The organism is Pseudoclavibacter helvolus (genome assembly GCF_014191305.1).
In the GTDB taxonomy this organism is placed as follows: Bacteria; Actinomycetota; Actinomycetes; order Actinomycetales; family Microbacteriaceae; genus Pseudoclavibacter; species Pseudoclavibacter helvolus.
Genome location: NZ_JACHWJ010000001.1, coordinates 967,384 through 991,105, shown reverse-complemented (window position 1 = coordinate 991,105; position 23,722 = coordinate 967,384). Strand labels below are relative to the sequence as shown.

Below are 23,722 nucleotides of genomic sequence, written 5' to 3'. Positions count from 1 at the left end.
GGGAGACCAGGCATGGCAACCAGTGCAGATCATCAGCGGGCCGTCGTCGCCGACGACCTGTCGATCTCCTACATCGAGCACGGGTCGAATCGCAAGCACGAGGCAGTGAGCGGCATCTCGTTCGAGCTGGAGCCTGGTGAGATCCTCGGGGTTGTCGGCACCGCTGGGTCGGGCAAGTCTGCGCTCGGGCGCATCCTCTCCGGTCGCCGCAGGCCAGGCAAAGGGGAGTGGCCGTTCATCACGGGCGGCACGCTCGAAGTGGTCGGCATGGACCTGCGCCACCCGTCTCGTCTCGACCGCCGTCGCATCGACCTGGACATCGGCTACCTCGCTCAGGATTCGGGCGACCAGCTCCGCAACGACCTGACGGTCGCAGAGAACATCGCTGAGCCGATCCTGTCGCGTGACCGCACGTTCGACAGGAAGCGACTCGGGCGGGCCGCCGCGATGCTCATCGACGCCGTCGACTTGGAGCTCGGCATGCTCGGGAAGTTCCCGTTCGAGCTCTCCCGCGGTCAGCGCCAGCGCGTCGCCTTCGCCCAGGCGCTCATCGTCGAACCGAGCGTCCTCGTTGTCGACGAGCCTGCCCAAGGCGTCGACATCATCGCGAGACCCGCTCTGTTCAGCCTGCTCGAGCGCATCAACGTCGCGCGCAACTGCACCATGATCCTGTTGAGCCACGACCTTCGCGCCATCGAGCGCCTCACGAAGAACGTGCTGGTGCTCGACCGCGGTTTCGTGCTCGCGCGCGGCACGATCGACGAGGTGCTCGCAGATCCGCACCACGCCTACCTGAAGCGGATGCGCGAGGCCCGCGAGTACGCGCTCACGCCGCTGCCTGGCCTTGTGGAGCGCGAGACGCTCGCGGCCATGGATCTTGTGGCCGACGGGCTATTCGGCGACCCCGACCCTGACCGGCTCGACGCCGACGCCGAACGCTCGGCGCGCGAGCAGCTCGTTTCCCAGCGCGCCGAGTTCGCGCGCTTCCACACCGACGAAGATGGCAGCGAGAAGGAGTAGCAGCGGATGAGCGCGAGTAGCGGGCAGGTTCAGCACCAGGCGAGACTGGCGGAGGAATCGACGCTGCTCCAGGGGGAGGCGCGGCCTGAAGCCGGCGGCGTGACCCTGTTGCCGGCGAGCCATGCCCAGCCCTTCGAGGACGCGGTGCGGTCGAGCGGCGGTCAGATTGTCGACCTCGGGCCGCAGACGCGCGGTATCGTCTACCTCTCCGCATCCAAGGTGCAAGGTCTCATCGACGCGCTTGAGGCGAACCCGCAGGTCACCTGGGTTCAACTTCCTTTCGCTGGGATCGACAACTTCGCCGCCAAACTCAGGCCGTACGCCGCACGAGGAGTGGTCTTCACCTCGGCCAAGGGTGCTTACGCCGAGCCAGTTGCCGAACACGCGTTGGCCCTGACGCTCGCGCTGCTCCGCGAGTTCCCGCGGCGCCTTGCCGCCCGCACTTGGGAAAAGAGCTCCGGCACCTCGCTCTACGGCAGGCACGTCGTGATCGTCGGGGCGGGCGGTATCGCTCTTGAACTGCTCGACCTGCTGCGTCCCTTCCGCGTGACGACGACTGTGGTTCGGGCCAGCAATCAGCCTGTAGACGGAGCAGATCGAACCGTCACGGCCGACAAGTTCGACGAGGTGCTCCCGGGAGCCGACGTCGTCGTGCTGGCTGCAGCGGCGACGGACAAAACGCGGGGGCTCATCAACGAGACACGCTTGCGTGCCATGAAGGAGTCTGCCGTGCTCGTGAATATCGCCAGGGGGCCGCTGGTCGACCCTGAGGCGCTGCAGGTCGCTCTTGAGCAGTCCTGGATTGCCGGGGCGGGTATCGACGTCACGTCGCCCGAGCCCCTCCCAGACGGGCACCCACTGTGGACTACACCCCGACTCATCGTCACGCCGCACACGGCTGACACTCCTGAGATGGTGCAGCCACTGCTCCAGGAGCGCGTGCGACGCAACGTTGAGGCGTTCGTCTCAACGGGCCGGTTCGTCGGCGTTGCGGACCCGATCAAGGGTTACTGAGCCCCCATCCGGGAGGCGATCTCGGAGGTCGCGCGACACGCCAGCCACTCGATTTCGCATTCGGGCGAAGGTGTTGCTATTCTCTTCGAGTTGCCAATCCCTGATAGCTCAATTGGCAGAGCAGCCGGCTGTTAACCGGCAGGTTGATGGTTCGAGTCCATCTCAGGGAGCTCTTCGAAAAGCCGTGCCACCTTCACATTCAGAAGGTGGGCGGCTTTTTCCATGTCGTCCGGTGACCAGTCGGTCGTGCCGTTGATGCGACGGCTCATTGCGCCCTGAGTCACGCCGAGCGCAGCAGCCATCTGCTTCTGCGTGATCCGCCGCATCCGCATGATGATGCTTGCGTTCATACCTACTCGACGGTTGACGGGCTTAGAACTCTCGTCAACTGGTTGAGGTTCCGGGAAGATGCTGGCGACGTTCGACATGTGTGCCATCGTATGCCAAACGATGACAACCGCGCAAGCGTATGAGAAAAATGGCACAGCATGACGTGGATGTGTGTTAGCGTCCTGCGGTATGACGAAAGCTCAACAGGTTGAGGCGGATGAAAACCTGACCGCCGCCGAAGCGATGGATGTGCTCAACATCAGTCGCCGCACGCTCGACCGCTACGTCGAGGACGGCCGTCTCGAGGCATCCAAGCTCCCAACTGGCCACCGCCGCTTCAAGCGCCGCGACGTCGCGGCGCTCCTGACGCCAAGCGACGCATCCCCAGTAGAGGCCCAGCGGGTCTAGCTCACAAAGAAGTGAGCCCCCGCGACTGGTACTCGCGAGGGCTCTGAACGAAAGGCAAGGCAAAATGTCTCTCTCGAAGCAGAATAGCCGAGGTGTCGCCGTTCTGGCGGTTCTCGGCAACATCGCGGGAGGTGCTCTCGCGCTCGCGGTGTTGATCCCGCTCGTCTGGGTGCTCGACGCGGTGCGCCGCGATGCGCCGGCGGGCCCGCTCGTCGGTGGTCAGGTCCGACTCTCGCCCCCGCCGGGGTTCTGCTCGGAGCATCCGTCGGGGACGGCCGTGCCGTGCCTCCCCTGCTACGCGGCTGCCGTTTCGCGCGCGGCGTGGATTGAAGCTCACGAGGAGGTGTCCTCGTGATCGAGCTCGACCGTCGCCGGAAGCGGCACGCCGTTGCGTGGACGCTGGTTCGTCGCGCCTCGGATCTCGTGCGGGGGTGCCTCGCATGATCGTCGTCGGCATCCTGCACGCGCTCCTGCAGCTGAGTCTCCTGGCTCTGCTCGTGCTCGTCACTCGTCGCGCCGTGCAGCTCTTGCGTGCTCGAGCAGCGCGCCGTCGGGCTGTGCGCCTGGTTGACTGGTCCACCTTCGAGCTCGGTGAGCCGAGACAGGAGCCGTCCGGTATCTGGATGGTTCGCGTCGCTCCCGACATGGTCGTCTTCGGCACGTCGCGTGAGGACGTGCTCCGCGAGGCGTTCGCTCGCATGGGTGCGGGGGTGACGGCATGACGAAGGCAGCCGAGCCGCGCGCGGCCGCAGATCAGGTAGCGGTGTTCTTCACGCGGGATGAGATCCAGGCGCTCGCGAAGCAGGGTCGCCCTCGTGACGGGTTTCCGTCCGCGGAGGAGCTGGCCCTGCAGCAGGACGCGTGGAAGCGCATCCTCAAGGCCGAGTCGGTCGACCGCAACGCGCAGGCCAAGGTGGCGGGCAAGTGATCGCGCCGACGTCGGATGTTCGCACGGAGGTCTACTTCCGTGACGGCAACCAGTGCGCCTCGTGCGGCACGCACACGCTGCTGACGTTCCAGCATCGGGGTGCGGTGGGCATGGGCGGATCAAAGATCATGCCGCTCGTGGATGAGGGGCTGACGCTTTGCCTCGAGTGCAACGACCGCACCGAGCGCGACCTGCAGACGAAGGCACTGCTCTATGGGTGGAAGGTTCGCCGCTGGGTTCAGCAACAGGGTCGGTGCCAGGACGTGCCGGTGTTCTACGAGCACGTCGGCATCTGGTTCCGCCTCGATGACCTCGAGCGCATCCGAATCACTGAGGAGGATGCGCTCGCCATGATGCATGCGGTCTATGGCCGCGTCGAGTACGAGAAGTGGGGGCTCGCCGCATGAGCGACCAGAAGACTGACCATGAGGCCGCGGCGGAGGCGTTGGAGCTTGCCGCTTGGCGTCTCGGGGACACGGAGCTCGACACGGTGTGGGAGGCCGTCGCCTGGTTGAACGGTCAGGCGAGTGCGATCCGGGCGACGGGTGACTTCGCTGAGGATGGCGTGGAGGCCTTGCCGGCTTCTGCTGAGCAGATCACCCGCGCGGCTCGGGCGATGTACGACGCGAACCGCTCGACGTACTTGAACCGTGACCAGCATGATGCCGCTTGGACGGGCCCCGTGCGAGAGGCCTATGAGCAGCTGGCGATCGCTGCTTTGTCGGCGGCGGGTCGGGTGCGTCATGTCGGCGCCTGATCTTCGGACGACGTACGTGGCGTGGTGGCCGGAGTCGGGCGTGCTGAAGGTGGGCCGCGCGGTGCCGAGCGGGTCGCGCATCCGTGAGCTCGTGGAGCACGGCGCGCGCATCCTCTTCGCGTTCCGGCGCACGCCGGCGTCGTGGGAGGCCGCTGCTCTTGCCGAGCTGCGTCGTGTCTTCGAGCCGGCGTTCCGCGACAACCTCGACGCGTGGGAGCACATGCCTCGCGGTCATGGCTGGTCGGAGTGCGTTCGCGTGTCCGCTCGGCAGATTGATCGCGCTATCGACTTGATCTTGAAGGGAACGCAGGCATATGCAGATGCGGAGGCAGAGGACGGTGAAGCCGTCATTCTTCCGCGATCCGCGGGTGACGGCGGTGCCGATGGGGATGCGGTTCTTCGCGACCGCGTTGATGGCGTGGGCGGACGATCACGGGCGGGGGGAGGTGCTGCCTCGTCGGATGCAGCGGGAGATGTTGTCGGACGACGACGTCGTGTCGCCGGAGCGGATCGAGGAGGTCATGTTGTACCTCGCCGAGTCCGGGTTCCTGCTGTTGTGGGCGGACGAGGACGGTCGTTCGTTGTTCCAGATCGCCCCGGATCTGTTGGGCACGGTGGATCGCCGCAATCCGTCGACGTACCCGGAGCCCCCGTTCGCGAATTCGTTCGCGAATTCATTCGCGAATCGTGTCGCGAATCGTGGCTTAGGGGAGAGGGAGAGCGCGCGGGTCGAGTTCGGGAGCGCGAGCGGGCGGGAGCGCGAGAGCGTGAGGCTCCCACCAGAGCCCTTCTGTCATCGTCACCCCGCTGGGGCCGAGTACGACTGCAGGCATTGCGGCACTGCTCGCTCGAAGAACCGCCAATGGGAGTTGCTCCGCCGCGCAGGGAAAGACAACTCGCACCTGGAGGGGCCAGCTGATGCCTTCGATGACGACTTCTCAGATGTCCCCGCGTTCTAGCTCCGCTGACCACCACGTGAAGTTCTCTGGTGACACCTGGGCGAAGCTCGCTGCTCTCGGTGCTGGTCGTGGCCTCTCGGTGCCTCAGGTCATCGTCCAGGGTGCTCGTGCCGCGTTGGCTGGTGTCGATCCGGATGCGGTGGCTGAACGAATTGTTGTGCTCACGGTGTCGCCGCTGCAGGAGTCCAACATCCGTCACCTGCTTCGAGTGCCGAAGATCACGGACGTAGAGATCTCTGAGTGGGTGCATGTCGAGCCGGCCGTTGTCGCGCACTTCCGCGCCGAGGTCGCTACCTCGAAGCCTCTTGACCATGCCGCCATCGCATTGGCGCTCGCTGGTGACCCGGTTCGTCTCATGCCTGCCGAGCGCCGTGAATGCGTCCGCCTCCTCACCGAGCGCGACTGGAGCGCCGAACAGATCGCGGAACACCTGGGGTGCGCGTCTCGCACGGTCGTCCGCATCCGCACCGACTTGAACAAGACAGCAAACAAGACCACGCCGGCGGAGCGCCGGCACAACGAAGGGAAACGATCATGACCGGAACACCTGAGGGCGTGCTCGAGCACGTCGCACCGACCGCCCTGATCCTCGAGGAGAACGTCCGACCATCGGCGCCGCTCACTCCGGACTTCATCCGAAGCGTCAAGGAGAACGGCGTGCTCACTCCGGTGCTCGCGCACCGCATGGAGGACGGATCGGTGGTTGTTCGTGCCGGTCAGCGCCGCACCCTTGCTGCCCGTGAGGCCGAACTGACCTCGATGCCGGTCTACATCGTCACTGCCGACGAGGCTACGACGCAGCGCATCGTGCAGCAGCTGGTGGAGAACGACCAGCGGGAAGAGCTCACGACATCGGAGCGCGTCGAGGCCTTCAAGCAGCTGTCGTTCGAGGGCATGAACCTCCGGGAGATCACGAAGCGCACGGGCGAGAAGCCAGCTGTCGTGAAGTCCGCGCTCGCGGTGGGTAAGTCGTCGGCGGCGTCGTCGGCGGCGCGCGAGCACCAGCTAACGCTCGAGCAGGCCGACGCGCTGGTGGAGTTTGAGGCGGACGCGGCGGCGTTCGCGCGTCTTGTGGAGACTGCGCAGTCGAACCCCGCTCGTCTCGACCACGTCGCGCAGGAGCTCCGTGATCAGCGTGCCCGCGAGGAGGCGGTGGAGTCGCTGCGCGCCGACTACCTTTCCCGCGGCTGGAACGTGCTGCAGGAGCACCCAGGGTGGCGCGACGACAAGTTCATCCAGGTCGGGTCGGTCCTCACATCTGATGGGGAGTCGGTCACCGAGTCGAACCTCGCGGAGGTTCCAGAGCGCACTGTGTACATGCAACGTCGTTACAACTCCGCCCCGCACCCTGAGCTCTACCTTCCCGTGCCACTCCCGGCGGGGTTCCGCAAGCGTTGGGGCGCCCCGGAAGTGTCCGCCGAAGAGAAGGCGGAGCGGAAGGCAGCGGAGGAAGCCGAGAAGGCGGAGCGTGAGGCTGCGCTCGAGGCTTGGAAGTCCGCGACGACGGTCCGTCGCGCTTGGCTGACGGAGTTCCTGCAGCGCAAGAAGCTTCCGACGGATGCCGTCACGGTTGTCGCGCGGGGGCTCACGGCCTCGCGTTCCGCGCTCGAGCAGACCCTGTACGACAACGAGCTCGCGCATGTGCTCATGCAGCTTCCCGTGCCGGACATGCGCGACCCGGACGACGACGATCACCTGTCGAAGCTGATCACCACCCGGCCGGCGTCGGCGCTGCAGGTAGCGCTCGCGGTGGTCCTCGCTGCCGCTGAGGAGTACATGGGGCAGGCGCACCAGGCTCAGCATGGCGCGACGTCGGAGGGGGCGGAGTACTTGCAGCTGCTGCAGGCGTGGGGTTACTCGCTGTCGGAGGTGGAGACAGCTCGTGTCGAACGCGCGGCAGCTGCAGCCGTCGCGGCGGCTGAGCGTGCGGCTGAACTTGCTGCTCTCGAAGCCGCAGAGGTTGCCGACGACGAGCCAGAGGAGCAGTCGGCATGACATCGCCGACGCACCTGCAACTGGTCCAAGCGGCTTCCAACGTCGTCACGGCGACCCATCCCATCAACCCTGTCTTGAAGGCTGCTCGCGACTTCACGCTCGCGGAGCTTCGCCAGGGCGAGCACGAGCTCACGAACGGTCGCGCGCCTAAGCCGCGGCTCATGCACCTGGCCAAGACCATCACCCGAGGAGAGATCGATGACTGAGAACGTCTATCCAACGCGCACCCCCGATGTCGCGGTGGTGTCGACTGATCTGGCTTCCGCGCTCGCGGACTTCCAGAGCGCTATAGCGAGGTCTGAGCGCGCCGCTGAGGGTGACAGCAACGATGCGGAGTTCGAGGCGCTCGCGGAGGTGCGCGAAGCAGGGGAGCGCTTTGTGGCGTTGTCGCAGTCGACGTTGGCGCATCACCCGCGGCCAGCGAATCTCGGCTATCTGTTTCGTCCGGTGCTCCCGGTGTTCCTGGTCCTGGGTACTCGTTTCCACGCGGCTGCGTTCCGTGATGCTCATGGCTTGAGGAACGCGGATGTGGTGTGTGCGTTGGTGACGCCGGAGTCGGGGGATTGGTTCCGGGCGCATGAGGTGCGTCGTGTGGAGCTGGTGTTCCCGGATGGGTGGGTGCCGATGGCGGCGAAGGATGTCGCGGCTGCGAATGCGTCGTTGGCTCGTGCGTCGGCGTTGAACGAGCGCAATGGGTGGCCTGTGTTGGGGGTGTCGGCGTGAGTGATTCGCTGGTGGAGGTGCCGGAGGGTTCGGCGGCGGTGGTGCTCACTGAGGACGAGTTGCTGGCGCTGGCGGCTGCGCTCGACGGCAGTGGTGCACCTGGGGTGTTGGGTGCGGCGATTGACAAGGTGTCGCGTGGCGCTCTGGACACGTTGCACGCGGCTCGTGCTGGCCGTAGGGCGGTGAAGCGGTGAACGGGGAGGAGTTCGAGCGCGTCGACCTCGACACATTGTTCGAGGGGTGGACTGTCGCCGTCGTGATGCGGGGGATGAAGCCGGGTCCGCGCGCGGATCGCGGTGAGGTTGCCCGTCATCAGGGTGAGCTCGTCGTGAGTATCGGTCCGGATCGATTTCCGGTGCCGCTCTCGGCTCTCGCTGACTCGTGGATCTATCGGGTGCACGCTCCGCTGCCGGCGGCGCTGGGCTACTACACGACTGAGGACCCGGATCACGAGGTGGTCGAGCGTACGTCGACGGGGTGGCGGGCGATCGACACGGTGGGGACGTCCCTGTCGAACGCTGAGGTGCGCGAGATGGGGGAGCTCGTGCACTACGTGCGGGCGTCGCTCTTGGAGGAGGTCCGGGCTGAGCGGTGGGAGTTCCGCACCTCCGTGATGGACGCGAACGTCGAGATCGCGTTGCTGCAGGGCGATTTGGCGGAGGCTCGCGCCTCGATCGCGCCGGCTCGCGCAGACGGGCGCCGGTTCGCGCTCATCCAGGTCAGGTCTCTGCTGCGCTCGCGGTGGTGGTTGTTGCCGGTTCGTGTGGCGCTCGGTCGCCGGTTTGGTGCCGAGCTGTTGGAGACGGGAGAGGGACGATGACGAAGAAGCAGGTGACGAACGCTCAGCTGGGCATCACGGTGCACGAACTGGGGGAGGACGGCGGCGCGTGGCTGGTGCTGGGCACGATGGATGTGCGGCTGGCTCGTGAGGCTGTGATCAGGTGGGCTCTGGATCTCGGTGTGGATGACGTGATGATCGCTGACGTCGTGCGTGAGGTCCTCGAGGTGACGACGCAGCCTGGCTGGGGCTGGTACTTCGAGACGTCTCCGAGCGGTGATGGCATCGTGCGTCACGCGGAGCGGGAGGCGGAGTCCTCGACGGCGGTGTCGGTGGGTGTCGCTTTCGGGGTTCCTCGCATCAAGCACGAGGGCCGCCCGGACCTGCTGCCGGCGGCTCGCCGCACTCGTCGTCGTTTCGCTCACGAGCTGTACCCGCATGGCGGCGAGCACGAGGTGCGTCCGCTGTCCGTTGAGGCGCCGTACCTGCTGTCGAGGGCGGTCGGCTTGGATACGTGGGACACGGGCTGGAAGCTGGCGACGATGGCGGAGTACAACGATCGGGTGCATCAGCTCATTGAGGCTCGCATGCTCGCGTTCGTGGCTGATGCTCTGCTGCAGGGCATGTCGGGCGATGAGGCGTGGGCGTGGGCGTCGCAGATGAACGAAGAGCCGTCCGGCGAGCTCCTCTACGACCGTGCCGTGCTTTACGGCGTCGAGCCCGAACACATCAAGCCGTACCCGTGCGGCCCGACTCCGCAGGACCACAAGCACGTGAGCTCGTCGGGCTACTCCGCCGGCAACGGCATCGTCACGATGATCAAGGGGCCAGAGGAAGAGTGCGAAGCCTGCACAGAGCCTCTCGCGCTCGCGGGTGGTGATGACCGTGGCTGAGGCGGCGTTCGGCGACTACGCGGAGACGCCTCGCGAGTTCATCCTCGATGCGCTGGTGTCGAAGGCGGGTTGGGGTGTCGAGGAAGCGGTGGCGATCATGGCGCAGTTCCTGTCGTCGGCGGTCGAGGCGGTCGAGGCGTCGCGGGGTCAGGATCGTTCGGTGGTGTTCGCCGGGGGTGCGCGCAACACGGGGTCGAGGTCTCGCCCTGACGGAGACGAGTTCACCGACGCGCAGTGGCACCAGTACGCGATCGGGGACAGCGGGACGTCGCACACGCTGCCTGGCCGCTTGTATGTCGTGCAGTGCGAGTGGTGCCCGCTGACGTTCGCGGCACCCACGAAGGTCGAAGCTATGGCGCTGTTCCGCGCGCACGAGGAGGAGGTGCTTAATGCCTGAGCAGGAGGCGATCGCGCCGAGCGTGGACGATCTGGCGGAGTTCATCTTGAACGGCCGCGAGGAATGGGAAATCGAGACGGGTCCTGACACCTCGCTCATAGGCGAGGACGACGCGGGCGGGCTGTGCGGGCCAAGCGACCGCGAAGGGCTGTGGGAGCCGTACGACCCGACCGTGCCGCGCCACGTCGCCGCAGCTCACCGGAGTCGGGAGACGGGTCTTCTCGTCGTGCTCGAGCTCGGAGGCGATGATGCCTGAGCCGGAGAGGGTGAAGTACGCCCGTCAGGTGGTAGCAGCGCAGATGCTCGCGGATCTCACCGCGAGCGCTCAGCAGGTGGGTGCTGTGTTGTGGGAGGACTATCCGGAGTTGCCTGAGGGGGAGTTTGCGGCGGTCGTGGAGTTGGCCCTGCAGGTGACGCCGCCGCCGGCGGTGCAGTACTTGGCCGCCCGAGACTTCCTGGCATCCCTCGCAGACACCGTTGGAGGCTCGCCCCGCGCTCGCGGTGGCTGGGTGGCCGTAGAGATTCCCACCGTTGAGGCGGTCAGCTGATGGCTGGGGACACGGTTATCACTGTCGTCGGGAATCTGACCGCCGACCCGGAGCTGCGCTACACGCAGAACGGTCTGGCGGTGGCGAACTTCACGGTCGCGTCGACGCCTCGCGTCTTCGACCGGCAGGCGAACGAGTGGAAGGACGGCGACCCGCTGTTCCTGCGCTGCTCGGTGTGGAGGGAGTTCGCGGAGCACGTCGCCTCGTCGCTCTCGAAGGGGTCTCGGGTCATCGTGCAGGGCCGTCTGAAGATGCGCCGCTACGAGACCGAGTCGGGTGAGAAGCGCACGTCGACGGAGCTCGAGATCGAGGAGATCGGGCCATCGCTTCGGTACGCCACAGCACAGCTCACGAGGACGAGCGGCCAGGGCAAGGGGCAGACCTCGGGCACGGCGTCGAGCGGGCAGGGCGAGCAGCAGCGGGGCTGGTATCAGCCGGACCAGCAGCCGCCGGCCGCATCCACGACTTCGGAGCAGCCCACGTTCAACGACTTCGACGAGCCCCCGTTCTGATGGGCGCCCCGATGTGGGCGCCTGAACCGCAGGCGCGCGAGACGAAGCAGGGCGCGTGTGGTCGCCGCTGCTGCTGGCGAGGCCCGCACGGCTCGTGTCAGCCCGTCGACCCGGCCCAGTGCAGGTGCCATGCGGCACCGCCGGAACCGACCGCGAGAGAGAACCTTTCTGCCCTCATGGCGGAAGCGACGCAACTACAGGAGCAGAGGGCATGAGCAGAGGACAGAAGGCGCGGACGCCCGAGAACTTCCCGCTGATGAACGATCGGGCGGGCCGCCGCCGCAAGCGCCGGGCGTGGCGGCTCCTCGCTCGTGAGGGCAACGGTGATCCGTTTGTCGGGTTCTGCACGCTCCTCGGGCAGCTGGTCGACACGGCGTTCGCTGTCTTCGAGAGCTTCGTCGAGGTCATCGCTGGGGCCTTCGCCTCGCAGAAGCGCGACGACTACGCGCTCGTTCCCGCCTCGCATGCTCCGATGGTGGCCCCGCCGATGCCGTTGCGGAACGACGCCCTGTGGAACACCTGCCCGCACGGGTACATCGCCGAGGCCTGCACAGGCCCGGACGGCACACACGAAGGAGACGCCAATGCCTGAGCAGGAGTACACGCCGACCGAGACGCGACTGAGGGAGCGCGTCAAGGGGTCGCTCGAAGCTTATGCGCACGAGTTCGGGATCGACGGCGAAGCCGCAATGGACGAGTGGATTGACCAGGCGCTCGCAGAACGTGACAACCGGGTCAGGGCCGACGAGCGCGCGAAGTTTGACGCGGAAGTCGCGATGTTGCGCCGATCCGCGAAGACACTGGGGACCCATCTCGAACGCTCAGGGCGGGCGATACAGGAGGCAGTCAACAGGCCAGACCTACTCAACGGCGATGGTGAAGGTGACTGGGAGTTGGTGTTTGAGCTGCTCGCGGGGCTTCGGCCTCATGCTGAGTCTGCCGAGCAAGCCCTTGCCGACGAGCGCGCGAAGCGACCCGACCGGGACGCCGTACCGATCATTGACTCCGAGTCGTGGGGCTGGGGCCACTGCATCGCCTGTGGAGGCGGGGCAGTCACCCACCGGGGCATGGTGCTCCTTAGCGTCCCGGACACCCCGACCCTGGCCCGCATCGCATGGTGCGAGGCCGAGGAGTGTATCGAGGACCGGAAGCTTACAGTGGCCTTTCCGGTCACGCCTCGACACGTCGAGTGGATCGACGCCGTGCTCGCTCTCGAACCCGAGGCCCGCGAGGAGGCTGGGCCAGCGTTGCGCATTGACGACGATGGAGCGCACATCTACTGGGCCGATCCTGTGGAAGGGTGCTGGGTCGCGTTCAGGCGCGTCGATTGCGTCGGGGAAGAGGAACTGCCAGAGCGGCGACTTCCCGCTCCCGAGGCCCGCGAGGTCACCGACGTGGAGGTCGAGGCGGCGGCACGTGTCCTGTTCGCCCGCGAAGAGCCGGACATGAATGACTGGCGCTGGTCGAGGCCGAACCCTCACACGCCGGATGCGCCGTTTGAGTGGCACAACTACTGGCTGGGCGCGGCTCGCGCTGCTCTCGAAGCCGCTCGGGAGGTGTCCCGTGGATGACGTCAAGGTGATGGCCGCGCCGGCGGGGACTCCGCTCACTGCTTCGACGGAGTGGGCCGAGATGCCGGTCGTCGACGGTGGCTTCGAGGTGGCTGCGGAGCCGTGGCACTACGAGGCTCCGTCGGCCCCGTATCGACCGAATCGCGCCACGCGGCGCAAGCGGGAACGAGAAGCGAGGAGGGCTCGGCGTGGCTGAAGTCGAAGTGGGTGGGGCGTTTGGTGCTCCGGAGCGTATCGATCTGGCGCCGGTGCGTCACGCTCTGTCGCAGGCTCCTGACCTGTTGCAGCACCTCGCGCATCTGGTGATCAAGGGTCGCTTCGAGGACGGTCAGCCGGTGGCTCGTGATGTGCAGTCGACGCCTGGCCGGATCGCTCCGATGGACCAGATCGATGCGACGTTCGCGTGGCTGTGGGTGCTGGCCGAGAAGTGGCAGCGCCCGGGGTTGACGTCGGTGGAGCACATGGTGCGTCGTGCTGATTCGGGGAAGGTGCTGGGCCCTCGCGGGGTGAAGGGCACCCCGGATGGCGGGGACGTGCTGCTGGTGTGGGCGCAGACCCTGGTGCATCGCATCGAGGCACAGTGGAGCATCCTCGAGGTCAGCATGGGCGACCCGAAGGCCTGGGGGCAGTACGAGGCTCGGGAGTTCGTGGAGTCCGCCGACGCGCACCTGTTGCGGCCGTTGGCGATGTGGCCCCTCGACGAGCGCGCCCCGGTGCCGGCGAAACCTCGGGAGTGCCCGACGTGCGGGGAGCGTGATGTGTGGGCGGATCTCGACTCGGTCACGGCTCTGTGCAAGTCGTGCCGGAAGACGGTCGTCGTGGAACGGTGGGTGTCGCTGGCTGAGGCGGCCAAGGTGCTCGGCGTGGACGTGACGACGGTGCGTCGATGGGTCGCGTCCGAGCAGCTCACGGCCCGCCCGCTTGGCAGGGGCAAGCAGGTGGAGCTCGGCGCGGCCAGGGAGGTTCAACGCCTCGCCGAGGCTCGCATGAAACTCGGCATCGGAAACGCACCCTTGCCCGCCTAAAAACGGTATGCTGTCCGCAGGATAGTTCTGTACCCATTGAAGCCCTGGCCAATCGGCCAGGGCTTCTTTGCGTCCTGCGTCAATGTCGACGTGGTGCTCAGGAGAAAGCCCCGCGCGGACTGTCATCCGCCGGGGCTATGGACGAACCGTTGAGGAGTTCGACATGGACAAGGGTAATCGCGAAACTTGGAGACCGGTCGTCGAATACGAGGGGTCATACGACGTCAGCGACGAAGGTCGAGTCAGATCACTGCCACGGACCACACCCCACGGGAAAACGCTCCGGGGAAGGTATCCCGTGGGGTCCAGAACTCGCAGACGGGCTACTTGCAAGTGAGCCTGAGCCGAGACGGGCGGTCGAAGACGTTCGCGGTCCATCGCCTGGTCTTGCTCGCCTTCGTGGGGCCAGCGCCAGACGCGGCCGTGACCTGCCACTCGGACGGCGATCGCACTCACAACAGCTTGTCGAACCTCCGCTGGGACACACAGGCCGCCAACTGCGCGGACCGCCTCGAACACGGCGTGTGGCTCGAAGCCATCCGTAAGCGCGTCACGGGCAACTGCAAGCGAGGGCATCCGCTGGTGGACATCAACTCGCAGTTGACCGACACCACCCAAGGCGTCATGCGCACGTGCCGGGCATGCGTGAAAGCGCGTCGGTATGCCCGGCAGCACCGGCTCCCGATCTCGCAGGCCATCATCGACGCCGCATGGCTGAGCGTCGTGTCCGGCCGCACGATCCGAGTAGACCGGGCGGCATAGCGCTACACCGATCGCCAGCCAGCTGTCCCGGCCCAGGCATCGGGAACAACACGTGCAGCCCCAGCTATGGGGTGTGTATCCGGTCACGCGCCCCGGGCACGAGAAGAGCGCGACAACTTCCGCCGCACCATCTGAGAATCCAGATGGCATGCAGGCATCCCAGAATCCTGATACCGAGAAGGTGCAACCATGGCGACCATCCAGACCGAGGCCAACGGCGATACCGCCAAGACCCTCGAGGCCTACGCCCGCGAAGTCGCCGGCCTCAACCCCGACGTCACCCTTCAAGGCCTCGCCTACACCAACACGTTCACCAAGCACCTCAGCTTCACCGTCACCCCGCCACTCACCGACGAGCAGGCAGCCGAACTCAACAAGCACCTCGGCATCGAGTAGCTATGGCATGGGCAGGCAGCACCAGACGCCAGCGACTGCCCGCCAACTGGACCACCATCCGCGCCCAGGTCAAAGCTCGAGCGCGAGGCAGATGTCAAGCCAAGCAGCACGAGCCGGAATGCAACGGCCGCGGGTCGGACGCGGATCACATCAGGGCAGGCGACGACCACTCACTCGCGAACCTGCAGTGGTTGTCGGAGCCCTGCCACAAGGCGAAGACAGCGCGCGAGACTGCGGCCCGCAACCGTGAGGCTGCGGCACTACGTCGCAGGCCTGCTGAGGGGCATCCAGGCAGGCTAAGATGATGCTCGAGCTCGTCGACGTCGACCCGATCGAGGGCCGCTCCGAGCTCGCACCGCCGGACCCAGGGGGGGTACCCCCTCGGCGGCGGATCGCGAAACCGTCGGATAGCAATTCTCGAACTGCATGCGCTTTCTCTGCGTTTTTCAGGCCCCTTCTAAGGGCCTCGAGGATCGATTCTGAGGCGGTTTCGCCCCTCTCGCGGGTCTCGAAGTCGCTGGCAGATCCTGTGCTCGCATCTGCGGGCGCGTTTCCGACGAGTGCGCTACTTCCGCATGATCACGGGGATTATCCGTAACAGGTGCTAGAATCGGGGCATGGAGACGAAGCGCTGCGCCGAATGCGGGACCACGATGGTCACCGTCCGCGCCGACGCCAAGTTCTGCACCACGAAATGCCGCGTCTACCACCACAGAAACCGTGCAAAACTCCCCGCCGAGCTCACCGAGCAGCCCCGCTGGGTGCGGTGGAAGCCGGTGCTGCGACGCGGCAAGGTGACGAAGGTGCCGCTGCGTCTCGATGGCTCCGCGGCGTCCTCCACCGACGCATCGACGTGGTCATCGCACGCTGATGCGGCCGGCGCGACGACCGGATCTGGTGTTGGGTTCGTCCTCGGCCTCGGCATCGGTTGCATCGACCTCGACCACTGCCTCGACGGCGACGTCGTCGCCCCCTGGGCTCAGCGCATCCTCGACGCGAACCCAAGCACCTACGTCGAGGTCAGCGTCTCCGGTACGGGCCTGCACGTCTTCGGCCTCCTCGAGGAGGCACCGGGCCGCAAGATCCGGGACGGACGCAACGTCGAGGTGTACTCGCGCGGTCGCTACATCGTGGTGACCGGGCAACGGCATGGTTCAGCGCCTCGGACTCTGGCTCCTCTGGTGGTGCCGAGCAAGTAGGCGCGCCCCGGTGGCGCTTCGAGCGCCCAGGAGGCACACCATGGCGGGAACGACCGCGCCCAAGCCTGTCGGCCTCAAGGTCGGCGGCAAGCGACTGTGGACCGAGACCCTCGAGGCGTACGAGCTTCGTCAGGACGAGCTCGTCGTGCTCAAGGCCGCGTGCTTCGAGGTCGACCTCATCGACCGCATGGAGAAAGAACTCAAGACGGAGACGCTCACCGTCAGGGGCTCGATGGGCCAGCTCGTCCCGCACCCGCTCGTCAGCGAGCTGCGCCAGCACCGCGCGACGCTCGCGACCATCTTGCGCGGGCTGAAGCTCCCGGACACAGACGCCTCGCCCGCGAACCAGCAGCGCAGCGCCGCGCAGAACCGCTGGAGTGCACATGGCCAGGCGTCGTAGCAGCCTGACGCTGCTCACGACTGCCGAGGACGAGTTCCAGCAGATCATCACTTGGTACGAGGGCCAGCTCGAGCGGGCATTCCCGCCGGCCGATCTTCAGTGGGAGCCCATCAAGCTCGGGCCGACATGGCAGTGGTCGAACGGATGGGTGTTGCCGCAGCACTCTCTGGGCTGGCGCATCCTCGCGTGGTGTGGGCACTGGCTCCGCGACCGCAAGGGTCACCCGTGGCAGTTCACCCCGGAGCAGACCCGGTTCATCCTCTGGTACTTCGCCGTCGACGAGACGGGCACCTTCCTCTACCACTCGGCCGTGCTGCAGCGGCTGAAGGGCTGGGGCAAGGACCCCGTCGCCGCGTGCCTATCCATCGCGGCCATGTTCGGCGAGGTCGTCTTCGACCACTTCGACGGTGACCGCGCTGTAGGGCGCGAGCAGCCGACCGCGTGGGTGCAGATCGTTGCGGTGTCGATCACGCAGACGCAGAACACGATGAAGCTGTTCCCGTCGCTCGTGTCGCGCGAAGCTCAGGCGCACTACGGGATCCAGATCGGCAAGCGAAACGTGTGGGGTCTCAACGACACCAGACAGATCGAAGCGGTCACCTCCTCGCCGATGGCGATCGAGGGCGGCCGCCCGACGCTGATCGTGCGCAACGAGACGCAGAACTGGAACTCGTCGAACTCCGGGCACGACATGGCCGGCGCGATCGAGGGCAACGCGGCGAAGGCCGAGGTCGACTCTCCTGCTCGCATGCTGGATCTCTGCAACGCGTACCGGCCGGGCGAGGATTCCGTCGGTCAGCGCACGCGTGAGGCGTGGGAATCCACGCAGGGCTCGAGTCCCGAGTTCGTGGACTACGGCCTCATGTACGACTCCCTCGAGGCCCCGCCGAAAGCTCCGCTCACGGTCGATGCCGTCGTCGACGTCGTCAAGGCAGTCCGCGGCGACGCCATCTGGCTCGACGCTGCCGGCCGAATCGCGAAGTCGATCGCCAACCCCCTGAACACGCCATCCGAGTCGCGCCGCAAGTGGTACAACCAGGTGCGCGCGGCCGAGGATGCGTGGACGGACACGGACGAGCTCGACCCGCTGAAGGCGCCCGACAAGGTCGTGGAGCCCGGCGAAGAGATCGTCATGTTCCTCGATTGCTCGAAGTCGGACGACGCGACCGGCCTCGTGGGCGTGCGCATGTCGGACGGACACGTCTTCACGATCGACATGTGGCAGCGCCCTCCCGGGAAGCGCGGCGACGGCTGGGTCGTGCCGCGCGAGCGGGTCGACGAGGCGGTGGAAGCCACGTTCTCGACCTACCGGGTCGTCGGGTTCTTCGGGGACCCGTCGCACTCGCTTGAGGACGAGTCGGCGTCGTCCTACTGGATGCCTCTGTTCGACAAGTGGCACCGTCTCTACAAGACGAGGCTGCGCATCTGGGCGTCCGGGTCTCGCAAGACCGGCACGGGGCACGCGGTCATGTTCGACATGGCTGACAGGTCCAACACGGTCGCGTTCGCGGAGGCCGTCGGCGTGACGCTGCAGGAGATGAAGGACGGCGCGTTCACCTTCGACGGTGACGCGCGCTTGCGCCGGCACATCCTCAACGCTCGCCGCTACCCGGTCGCCGGGTACGTGTCCATCGGCAAAGAGCACCGCGAATCGAAACGCAAGATCGACCTCGCTGTCTGCATGGTCGGCGCCCGCATGGTGCGTCGCCGCATCCTCAACACGAAAAAGAAGCGAGGTGGTCAGCTGTGGTGACTGGTTCCGGCACGTTGGAGCTCGCTCAGGACGTGCTGCTTCCGGCTTTCGAGACGGAGAAGATCCGTCTCGACGTGATCGACGAGTGGTCGCGGTGGAAGCCGGAGAACGACATCGCGGTCCGCTCGTCGAAGGAGCACCGGGAGCTGAAGGACATCGCGGACTCGCCATGGCTAGGTCTCGTCGTGACAACGGTGGCGCAGCAGCTGGTCGCGGAGCTCGTCCGTTCCAGCGAGGTCGAGGACATCTCGAAGATCTGGCTGCCGTGGCAGCGCAACCGCTGCCACTCGCGGCAGCGCGCGCTGCACCGCGCCGCGCTCACCTTCGGGTACGCGTACTCCGAAGTGCTCCCCGGCGACACTGGCGCGGTCATCCGCAACCACTCGCCGCGCAACGTCTACGCCGTGTACGCGGACCCCATCGTCGACGACTACCCGGCCTACTACCTCAAGAAGACCAGCAGCAACGGGTACACGCTCACCGACGACGTATACGTGCACACCCTCGTGCGAGAGCAGAACGGGAGCCTCGTCTACGTGACGCGCGAGGAGCACGGCGCCGGCGTTGCCCCGCTCATCCGCTACTCGAACTCGATCGACCTCGAGGCCCGCACGGTCGGCGAGGTGGAACCGTTCATCAAGAACGCTCGCCGCATCAACAAGACGGTGTACGACCGACTGGCCGTGCAGCACTTCAACTCGTGGAAGGTCCGCACTGCCACCGGACTCGATCTCGATGACATGACCGACGACGAGCGCGCCGCGGAGAAGCTCAAGCTGAGCAACGAGGACATCCTCACCGGCGGCGATGGCGTCCAGTTCGACACCCTCGACGAGACCTCGATGGAGGGATTCAACGCCGCCCACGAGTCCGACATCATGGACCTCGCCGCGATCAGCCAAACCCCCGCGCATGCCCTCACCGGGAACCTCGCGAACCTGGGGGCAGACACACTGGCCGAGGCCCGCTCGATGCTGGACCTCAAGGCGGGCGAACGGAAGGTTGGCTTCGGGGACTCCCACGCTCAGGTTCTTCGCCTCGCCGCGCACATCGAGGGGCGCTCGCGGGACGCGAACGACTTCTCGCTCGTGGTCTCCTGGGCGGATCTCGAATCGCGGTCCATGGCTCAGGCCGGGGACGCGCTCGGCAAGCTCGCGACGATGCTCAAGATCCCGCCCGAGCTGCTCTGGGACCGCATCCCCTCCGTCACCGCGGAGGAAGCGAAGTCCTGGATGGAGTACCGGGAGAAGCACCCGAGCGCGGACGAGCAGCTCGCGCGGACGCTCATCGAGCAGTCCAATGGCACGAACGGCTGACGGGCGGGCACTCACCGATGCGCACCGCCTCGCGCAGATTCGAGTCGGGGCCCGAGCAGAAGTCGCGGCTCGGGCGCTCTGGCCGCGCCTCGACGTCGACGATATCGACGCATCCGTCCCGATGTGGATGGCTGCGAATCTCGTCGTCGCCGAGCGTCAGCACGATGCCTCGGTGTCGCTGGCCGCGGCGTACCTCGAGGAGTACCAGCGCGCCGAGGTCGGAAGGCCGGTGATTCCGGCCGGCGCCGACTTCGACGCCGAGGAAGTCCGCGCGATGCTCCTCATCAACGGGCCGAACCGGGTGAAGGCACTCATCAATAAGGGCGTCACCGGGCCGGAGGCGCACGCGGCTGCCGTCACGAAGTACGGCGGCATCGTCCGCCGCGCCACGATGGCCGGGGGACGCCGCACAGTCGATGAGACCGCCCGCTCCGATCAGCGCGCGGTCGGCTGGCGTCGAGTCACCGACGGCAACCCGTGCACGTTCTGCGCGATGCTCGCCTCCCGGGGCCCGATCTACGGGACGCAAGCCTCGACCGCTGGGGACGTGATGCGTCCGACTCGTGGCGGAGGCGAGGGCCTGCGCTACCACGGGCACTGCGGATGCACCGCCGAGATCGTCTACGGGGCTTGGATCCCGAACGAGTCCGAGCTGTACGCGATCGACGAGTACCAGCGGGCCGCCGCTCAGGTGGATGCGCTGGGACTGCCGCGCACGGAGAAGAACATCCTGCCGCTGATGCGCGCGAACGGTGTCTTCAAGGACTCCCCAGTCGTGCGCAACAAGAACCTCGACTTCCTCACCGACGGTGAGGTCTAACGGCGCCCTGGCGGCGCCCTGAACCGCCCCGGGAGGGCAACACATCATGGAAACAGGCAACGAGAACCAGAACGACAGCACCGGCAACGACGACGCCGACATCGAGGAGCAGGACGCCAGCCAGGAGCAGGCCGAGGGCACCGAGAGCGACGACGCCAAGGGCGACAAGCAGGACGGCGCGGAAGCGACCGACCTGTCCAAGGTCCAGGAGAAGATCCGCAAGCTCAACTCCGAAGCCGCCACGCTCCGCAAGCGCGCCAAGGAAGCCGAGGCGAAGGCCAAGGACTCCGAGGGCAGCAGCGAGAAGGTCACCGCCCTGGAGGCGGAGAACCTTCGACTGCAGGTCGCTCTGGACACCGGACTCCCCGCGAACCTCGCCAAGCGCCTCGTCGGCGACACGAAGGAAGCGCTCCTGGAGGATGCCGAGCAGCTGCTCGAGCTCACTCAGGGCCGCACGCCCCCGACGAACCAGCCCAAGGTGAAGCTCCGCGGCGGTGGCGGTAACGATGCCGCCGACGACTCGGTCGTCGGCGACCTCGACAAGTTCGCGGCCGACATCTTCAAGTAGGCGTTTCCAACTCTGCTCGACCGCGTCACCAACGGGTGGCGCGTTTCGTCTTTATATCCATTGGAGGTGCCGCATGGCACATCTGCTGTTCAAGCCTGAGGAGGCGGCGAAGGGGACCATTGCCGCTCTCCGCCACCTCAGCAACCTGCCCCGCACGGTGCGTCAGGACTTCTCCACGGAGTTCGTCGCCGGTCGCGGCCAGACCGTCAACGTCCTCGCCCCCATCACTGCGGGTGAGGCGAAGGTCTACACCAAGGCCAAGCGCGATGCGCGCGAGGCCATCCAGTTCAACGAGCTGAACCAGAAGTGGGTCCCGGTCACGCTCGAGGATCAGATCTACAACGCCGTTCGACTTCCCGACGACTTCGCCACGTTCCGTCTCACGGACATGACGAAGCAGGTCCTCAGGCCTCAGGCTGAGTCGGTCGTGGATGGCCTCGCGCTGCCCCTGGTGACTCGCATGCAGGCAATCCAGCGCGCGGGGGCTACCGAGGCAGTCATCCCGGACATCCTCCCGGACGGTTCCAACTTCCGTCAGGTGCTCATCCAGACCCGTCGCGTCCTCAACGACCGCAAGGTCCCGACCACGGGCCGTACGTTCGCCGTCGGCTCGGCGGGTGAGGCCGCCGCGCTGAGCGACGAGCTCCTCCAGAAGGCGAACGAGTCGGGCACGACCGAGACGCTGCGCAACGCGACCATCGGTCGCCTGTTCGGCTTCGACATCGTCGCTGACCCGGCGCTCCCGGAGACGTTCGGCATCGCCTACCACAAGGACGCGTTCGCGTTCGTGACGCGCCCCTCAGCGCCTCCGAAGGGTGCCGCATTCTCGGGTACGGCGTCTGAGGGTGGGTTCGCGCTGCGCTGGATCCAGCACTACAACCCACTGCAGCTCGAGGACCAGTCGATCGTCGACACCTTCTACGGTGCCACGACGCTCGAGGCGAAGTTCGCGGTCTCCGTCGGCGTGGAGGAGTAATGGCCTCCCCGACTCCACTCGCAACGGTCACCGACCTCGCCGAATGGATCGGGGAGGACATCTCGGAGGAGGCGGACGCCAAGCGGGCACTTCGGTGTCTTCGTGCGGCGTCCGTCCTCGTCCGCAACGTGACGGGCAAGACCTGGCTCGATGAGGCCGGAGGGCTCCTCGCGAACCGTCCGGACGATGTCGAGATGGTCACGGTCTACTGTGCATCGCGGATCTACGACAACCGTGAGGCGCTGACTCAGGGGTCGCTCGACGATCACTCGGAGTCGTTCAAGGTCCAGGAGGCCGGCGCGTATCTCACGGCGACGGAGATTCGCACGCTCGAGGCGCTGACCGCGACGCGTAAGCACGGTGGCCTGGGCGTGGTGGCGACGACGCGTCGTCCTGCTCCGACGGTGTCGGGCTTGGTGCCGACGCCGGATGGTCAGCCGATCCCGTGGTATCCGGGCGGGTAGGGGGCGGCGATGTCGGTTCGAGGTCTGTTGAGTCGTGGACGCAAGCACGCGGCGCGGCTTCGTACGGAGACGGGGACGCTCGCTCGCGAGGGCGAGAAGGTGTGGAACGAGGCGACGGGCCTGTACGAGGAGGCCCTGGTCACGGTCTACACCGGTTCGGCTCGCGTGAAGGCGCCGACGGCTGAGGCTGACGCTCGCGACAGCCAGGGCCGTCTCGTGGTCATCACGGACCCCGTGCTGCACCTCCCGCCGAGTGTCCTCGATGTGCGTCCGGGTGACGAGTTCACGGTCGAGACGTCCGTCTACGACGGCAGCCTCGTCGGTCGGAAGTTCCGCATCAACGAGCCGTATGGCGGCTCACAGATCACAGCCCGCAAGTTCCGCACCACGGAGGTGATCGTGTGACGTCCACCTTCGACAACTCGCAGGTGCAACGCCTCGCCGCGAGCTTCGAGAACTTCGACGCCGTGTCCCGCGTGAACCTCAAGAAGGCCGGCACAGTCACGGCTCGCCGCGTCAAGGACGAGTCGAAGGCGCTAGCGCAGAGCGACTTCACCAGTGGCTCTGCAAGCGCGTACCCGCACGCGATCGGGTACGAAACTATTGACCGGGTCAATGACATCGCATGGGAGATCGGCCCCGACAAGGAACGCCGGCAGGGCCCACTCGGCAACCTCTTCGAGTACGGCTCACGCAACAACCCACCCTTCGCGCACCTCGAGACCGCACTCGAAGCGAACGAAGACGACTTCGTCCGCGGCATCGAGATCGCGGCCGCGCAAACGCTCGAAGACCTGCTCCGATGAAGCGCGAACTCGACGCCTTCAAGGCCGCCATCGCCACCGACGCGCTCGCGGACCGAGTCGACATCGGACGCACCAAGAAACCCGCCCCGCACGTGCTGATCAGTCCCGCCATCCCGGAGGACGAGCAGACACGCATGACCGGACCCTACTCGGCAGAGCAGCTGCTGTTTGCCGTGCGGTGCACCGGGACCGACCTCGCGCAGGCCATGTGGCACGCCGAGGAAGTCGACGAGCGGCTGCGGCCCGCGCCGATGAAGTTCGGCATCGAACTCGACGTCGAAGGCCGCGTCTGCTCGCAGATCGAACGAGGTCCGACCGAGACCTTCCCCGACGACGACACGCGCCCCACGGTGTGGGTCGTGCTCACCCTCTACCGATTCACCTCAGAACCCAGCTAGGAGCCG

Annotated in this window: 39 protein-coding genes and 1 tRNA gene; 39 read left to right on the top strand and 1 reads right to left on the bottom strand. The window is 66.6% G+C overall.

Annotated elements, in window-relative coordinates; genetic code table 11:
• Nucleotides 1-12: 12 nt before the first annotated feature.
• The 3 genes from FHX72_RS04625 (at nt 13) to FHX72_RS04615 (ending at nt 2,204) form a co-directional block, all read left to right on the top strand.
• The gene (locus FHX72_RS04625; protein ID WP_183623297.1) at nt 13-1,020 is read left to right on the top strand and encodes an ATP-binding cassette domain-containing protein; all 1,008 of its coding nucleotides are present in this window, start codon (nt 13-15) and stop codon (nt 1,018-1,020) included.
• Nucleotides 1,021-1,026: 6 nt separating this feature from the next.
• A complete protein-coding gene (locus FHX72_RS04620) occupies nt 1,027-2,034 on the top strand; it encodes an NAD(P)-dependent oxidoreductase (protein WP_183623290.1) in 1,008 nt (335 codons plus the stop codon).
• A 97-nt stretch (nt 2,035-2,131) separates the two neighbouring features.
• Nucleotides 2,132-2,204 (top strand) — tRNA-Asn (locus FHX72_RS04615).
• Here FHX72_RS04615 and FHX72_RS19890 read toward each other — a convergent pair.
• Complete coding sequence (locus FHX72_RS19890; protein WP_420892892.1) at nt 2,166-2,360, bottom strand: helix-turn-helix domain-containing protein; 195 nt, start codon at nt 2,358-2,360, stop codon at nt 2,166-2,168. The two genes, FHX72_RS04615 and FHX72_RS19890, sit on opposite strands and share 39 nt — an antisense overlap.
• Nucleotides 2,361-2,553: 193 nt before the next feature.
• Here FHX72_RS19890 and FHX72_RS04605 point away from each other — a divergent pair, with 193 nt between their 5' ends.
• The 36 genes from FHX72_RS04605 to FHX72_RS04430 all read left to right on the top strand — a co-directional run bounded on the left by FHX72_RS04605 (nt 2,554) and on the right by FHX72_RS04430 (nt 23,716).
• Nucleotides 2,554-2,772, top strand: a complete 219-nt coding sequence (locus FHX72_RS04605) for a helix-turn-helix domain-containing protein (RefSeq protein ID WP_183623287.1) — start codon at nt 2,554-2,556, stop codon at nt 2,770-2,772.
• Nucleotides 2,773-2,836: 64 nt separating this feature from the next.
• Nucleotides 2,837-3,127: a hypothetical protein gene (locus FHX72_RS04600; protein WP_183623285.1), complete on the top strand. Its 291-nt coding sequence runs from the start codon at nt 2,837-2,839 to the stop codon at nt 3,125-3,127.
• 85 nt (nt 3,128-3,212) lie between these two features.
• Nucleotides 3,213-3,494, top strand: coding sequence for a hypothetical protein (locus tag FHX72_RS04595; protein ID WP_183623283.1), 282 nt, complete (start codon nt 3,213-3,215; stop codon nt 3,492-3,494).
• Nucleotides 3,491-3,700 (top strand): hypothetical protein, encoded by a 210-nt coding sequence (locus FHX72_RS04590; protein WP_183623281.1) that lies wholly within the window; start codon nt 3,491-3,493, stop codon nt 3,698-3,700. The genes FHX72_RS04595 and FHX72_RS04590 overlap by 4 nt, the downstream gene beginning before the upstream one ends.
• The gene (locus FHX72_RS04585) at nt 3,697-4,107 is read left to right on the top strand and encodes a hypothetical protein (RefSeq protein ID WP_183623279.1); all 411 of its coding nucleotides are present in this window, start codon (nt 3,697-3,699) and stop codon (nt 4,105-4,107) included. The genes FHX72_RS04590 and FHX72_RS04585 overlap by 4 nt, the downstream gene beginning before the upstream one ends.
• On the top strand, nt 4,104-4,457 hold the full coding sequence (locus FHX72_RS04580; RefSeq protein ID WP_183623277.1) for a hypothetical protein: 354 nt from the start codon (nt 4,104-4,106) through the stop codon (nt 4,455-4,457). Before FHX72_RS04585 ends, FHX72_RS04580 begins: the two co-directional genes overlap by 4 nt.
• 338 nt (nt 4,458-4,795) lie before the next feature.
• Entirely contained in the window at nt 4,796-5,416 is a 621-nt protein-coding gene (locus FHX72_RS04575) for a hypothetical protein (protein WP_183623275.1), read from the top strand.
• Nucleotides 5,400-5,954, top strand: coding sequence for a helix-turn-helix domain-containing protein (locus FHX72_RS04570; RefSeq protein WP_183623273.1), 555 nt, complete (start codon nt 5,400-5,402; stop codon nt 5,952-5,954). The genes FHX72_RS04575 and FHX72_RS04570 overlap by 17 nt, the downstream gene beginning before the upstream one ends.
• Nucleotides 5,951-7,411, top strand: coding sequence for a ParB/RepB/Spo0J family partition protein (locus FHX72_RS04565; protein ID WP_183623271.1), 1,461 nt, complete (start codon nt 5,951-5,953; stop codon nt 7,409-7,411). Before FHX72_RS04570 ends, FHX72_RS04565 begins: the two co-directional genes overlap by 4 nt.
• Nucleotides 7,408-7,617 carry a hypothetical protein gene (locus tag FHX72_RS04560; RefSeq protein ID WP_183623269.1) on the top strand — a complete coding sequence of 70 codons (210 nt, stop codon included), beginning with the start codon at nt 7,408-7,410 and terminating at the stop codon, nt 7,615-7,617. Before FHX72_RS04565 ends, FHX72_RS04560 begins: the two co-directional genes overlap by 4 nt.
• Entirely contained in the window at nt 7,610-8,134 is a 525-nt protein-coding gene (locus FHX72_RS04555; protein WP_183623267.1) for a hypothetical protein, read from the top strand. The genes FHX72_RS04560 and FHX72_RS04555 overlap by 8 nt, the downstream gene beginning before the upstream one ends.
• Complete coding sequence (locus FHX72_RS04550; protein ID WP_183623260.1) at nt 8,131-8,328, top strand: hypothetical protein; 198 nt, start codon at nt 8,131-8,133, stop codon at nt 8,326-8,328. Before FHX72_RS04555 ends, FHX72_RS04550 begins: the two co-directional genes overlap by 4 nt.
• Nucleotides 8,325-8,954 carry a hypothetical protein gene (locus FHX72_RS04545; RefSeq protein ID WP_183623258.1) on the top strand — a complete coding sequence of 210 codons (630 nt, stop codon included), beginning with the start codon at nt 8,325-8,327 and terminating at the stop codon, nt 8,952-8,954. The genes FHX72_RS04550 and FHX72_RS04545 overlap by 4 nt, the downstream gene beginning before the upstream one ends.
• Complete coding sequence (locus tag FHX72_RS04540) at nt 8,951-9,805, top strand: hypothetical protein (RefSeq protein ID WP_183623256.1); 855 nt, start codon at nt 8,951-8,953, stop codon at nt 9,803-9,805. The genes FHX72_RS04545 and FHX72_RS04540 overlap by 4 nt, the downstream gene beginning before the upstream one ends.
• Nucleotides 9,798-10,202: a hypothetical protein gene (locus FHX72_RS04535; protein WP_183623254.1), complete on the top strand. Its 405-nt coding sequence runs from the start codon at nt 9,798-9,800 to the stop codon at nt 10,200-10,202. The genes FHX72_RS04540 and FHX72_RS04535 overlap by 8 nt, the downstream gene beginning before the upstream one ends.
• On the top strand, nt 10,195-10,458 hold the full coding sequence (locus FHX72_RS04530) for a hypothetical protein (RefSeq protein WP_183623252.1): 264 nt from the start codon (nt 10,195-10,197) through the stop codon (nt 10,456-10,458). The genes FHX72_RS04535 and FHX72_RS04530 overlap by 8 nt, the downstream gene beginning before the upstream one ends.
• A complete protein-coding gene (locus tag FHX72_RS04525) occupies nt 10,451-10,750 on the top strand; it encodes a hypothetical protein (protein WP_183623250.1) in 300 nt (99 codons plus the stop codon). Before FHX72_RS04530 ends, FHX72_RS04525 begins: the two co-directional genes overlap by 8 nt.
• The gene (locus FHX72_RS04520; RefSeq protein WP_183623248.1) at nt 10,750-11,262 is read left to right on the top strand and encodes a single-stranded DNA-binding protein; all 513 of its coding nucleotides are present in this window, start codon (nt 10,750-10,752) and stop codon (nt 11,260-11,262) included. The genes FHX72_RS04525 and FHX72_RS04520 overlap by 1 nt, the downstream gene beginning before the upstream one ends.
• A gap of 211 nt (nt 11,263-11,473) precedes the next feature.
• Nucleotides 11,474-11,854: a hypothetical protein gene (locus tag FHX72_RS04515; RefSeq protein WP_183623246.1), complete on the top strand. Its 381-nt coding sequence runs from the start codon at nt 11,474-11,476 to the stop codon at nt 11,852-11,854.
• A complete protein-coding gene (locus FHX72_RS04510) occupies nt 11,847-12,833 on the top strand; it encodes a hypothetical protein (protein ID WP_183623244.1) in 987 nt (328 codons plus the stop codon). Before FHX72_RS04515 ends, FHX72_RS04510 begins: the two co-directional genes overlap by 8 nt.
• Nucleotides 12,826-13,029 (top strand): hypothetical protein, encoded by a 204-nt coding sequence (locus FHX72_RS04505; protein WP_183623242.1) that lies wholly within the window; start codon nt 12,826-12,828, stop codon nt 13,027-13,029. The genes FHX72_RS04510 and FHX72_RS04505 overlap by 8 nt, the downstream gene beginning before the upstream one ends.
• Nucleotides 13,022-13,858 (top strand): helix-turn-helix domain-containing protein, encoded by an 837-nt coding sequence (locus FHX72_RS04500; RefSeq protein ID WP_183623240.1) that lies wholly within the window; start codon nt 13,022-13,024, stop codon nt 13,856-13,858. Before FHX72_RS04505 ends, FHX72_RS04500 begins: the two co-directional genes overlap by 8 nt.
• A gap of 82 nt (nt 13,859-13,940) precedes the next feature.
• Complete coding sequence (locus FHX72_RS19885) at nt 13,941-14,195, top strand: NUMOD4 domain-containing protein (protein WP_420892890.1); 255 nt, start codon at nt 13,941-13,943, stop codon at nt 14,193-14,195.
• Nucleotides 14,192-14,620 carry an HNH endonuclease signature motif containing protein gene (locus FHX72_RS04490; protein WP_338110072.1) on the top strand — a complete coding sequence of 143 codons (429 nt, stop codon included), beginning with the start codon at nt 14,192-14,194 and terminating at the stop codon, nt 14,618-14,620. The genes FHX72_RS19885 and FHX72_RS04490 overlap by 4 nt, the downstream gene beginning before the upstream one ends.
• Nucleotides 14,621-14,809: 189 nt before the next feature.
• Nucleotides 14,810-15,016 (top strand): hypothetical protein, encoded by a 207-nt coding sequence (locus FHX72_RS04485; RefSeq protein ID WP_183623235.1) that lies wholly within the window; start codon nt 14,810-14,812, stop codon nt 15,014-15,016.
• 617 nt (nt 15,017-15,633) lie between these two features.
• Nucleotides 15,634-16,215 carry a bifunctional DNA primase/polymerase gene (locus FHX72_RS04480; protein ID WP_183623233.1) on the top strand — a complete coding sequence of 194 codons (582 nt, stop codon included), beginning with the start codon at nt 15,634-15,636 and terminating at the stop codon, nt 16,213-16,215.
• Nucleotides 16,216-16,255: 40 nt separating this feature from the next.
• On the top strand, nt 16,256-16,615 hold the full coding sequence (locus FHX72_RS04475; RefSeq protein ID WP_183623231.1) for a hypothetical protein: 360 nt from the start codon (nt 16,256-16,258) through the stop codon (nt 16,613-16,615).
• Entirely contained in the window at nt 16,599-18,368 is a 1,770-nt protein-coding gene (locus FHX72_RS04470) for a terminase (RefSeq protein ID WP_183623229.1), read from the top strand. Before FHX72_RS04475 ends, FHX72_RS04470 begins: the two co-directional genes overlap by 17 nt.
• Nucleotides 18,362-19,684, top strand: coding sequence for a phage portal protein (locus FHX72_RS04465; RefSeq protein ID WP_183623227.1), 1,323 nt, complete (start codon nt 18,362-18,364; stop codon nt 19,682-19,684). Before FHX72_RS04470 ends, FHX72_RS04465 begins: the two co-directional genes overlap by 7 nt.
• Entirely contained in the window at nt 19,668-20,504 is an 837-nt protein-coding gene (locus FHX72_RS04460; RefSeq protein ID WP_183623225.1) for a VG15 protein, read from the top strand. The genes FHX72_RS04465 and FHX72_RS04460 overlap by 17 nt, the downstream gene beginning before the upstream one ends.
• A 46-nt stretch (nt 20,505-20,550) precedes the next feature.
• Nucleotides 20,551-21,072, top strand: coding sequence for a hypothetical protein (locus tag FHX72_RS04455; RefSeq protein ID WP_183623223.1), 522 nt, complete (start codon nt 20,551-20,553; stop codon nt 21,070-21,072).
• A gap of 73 nt (nt 21,073-21,145) precedes the next feature.
• The gene (locus tag FHX72_RS04450; RefSeq protein WP_183623221.1) at nt 21,146-22,048 is read left to right on the top strand and encodes a major capsid protein; all 903 of its coding nucleotides are present in this window, start codon (nt 21,146-21,148) and stop codon (nt 22,046-22,048) included.
• Complete coding sequence (locus FHX72_RS04445; RefSeq protein ID WP_183623220.1) at nt 22,048-22,512, top strand: hypothetical protein; 465 nt, start codon at nt 22,048-22,050, stop codon at nt 22,510-22,512. The genes FHX72_RS04450 and FHX72_RS04445 overlap by 1 nt, the downstream gene beginning before the upstream one ends.
• Nucleotides 22,513-22,521: 9 nt before the next feature.
• Nucleotides 22,522-22,917: a DUF6093 family protein gene (locus tag FHX72_RS04440; RefSeq protein ID WP_183623218.1), complete on the top strand. Its 396-nt coding sequence runs from the start codon at nt 22,522-22,524 to the stop codon at nt 22,915-22,917.
• Nucleotides 22,914-23,318 (top strand): hypothetical protein, encoded by a 405-nt coding sequence (locus tag FHX72_RS04435; RefSeq protein WP_183623216.1) that lies wholly within the window; start codon nt 22,914-22,916, stop codon nt 23,316-23,318. The genes FHX72_RS04440 and FHX72_RS04435 overlap by 4 nt, the downstream gene beginning before the upstream one ends.
• Complete coding sequence (locus FHX72_RS04430; protein WP_183623214.1) at nt 23,315-23,716, top strand: hypothetical protein; 402 nt, start codon at nt 23,315-23,317, stop codon at nt 23,714-23,716. The genes FHX72_RS04435 and FHX72_RS04430 overlap by 4 nt, the downstream gene beginning before the upstream one ends.
• Nucleotides 23,717-23,722 lie beyond the last annotated feature (6 nt).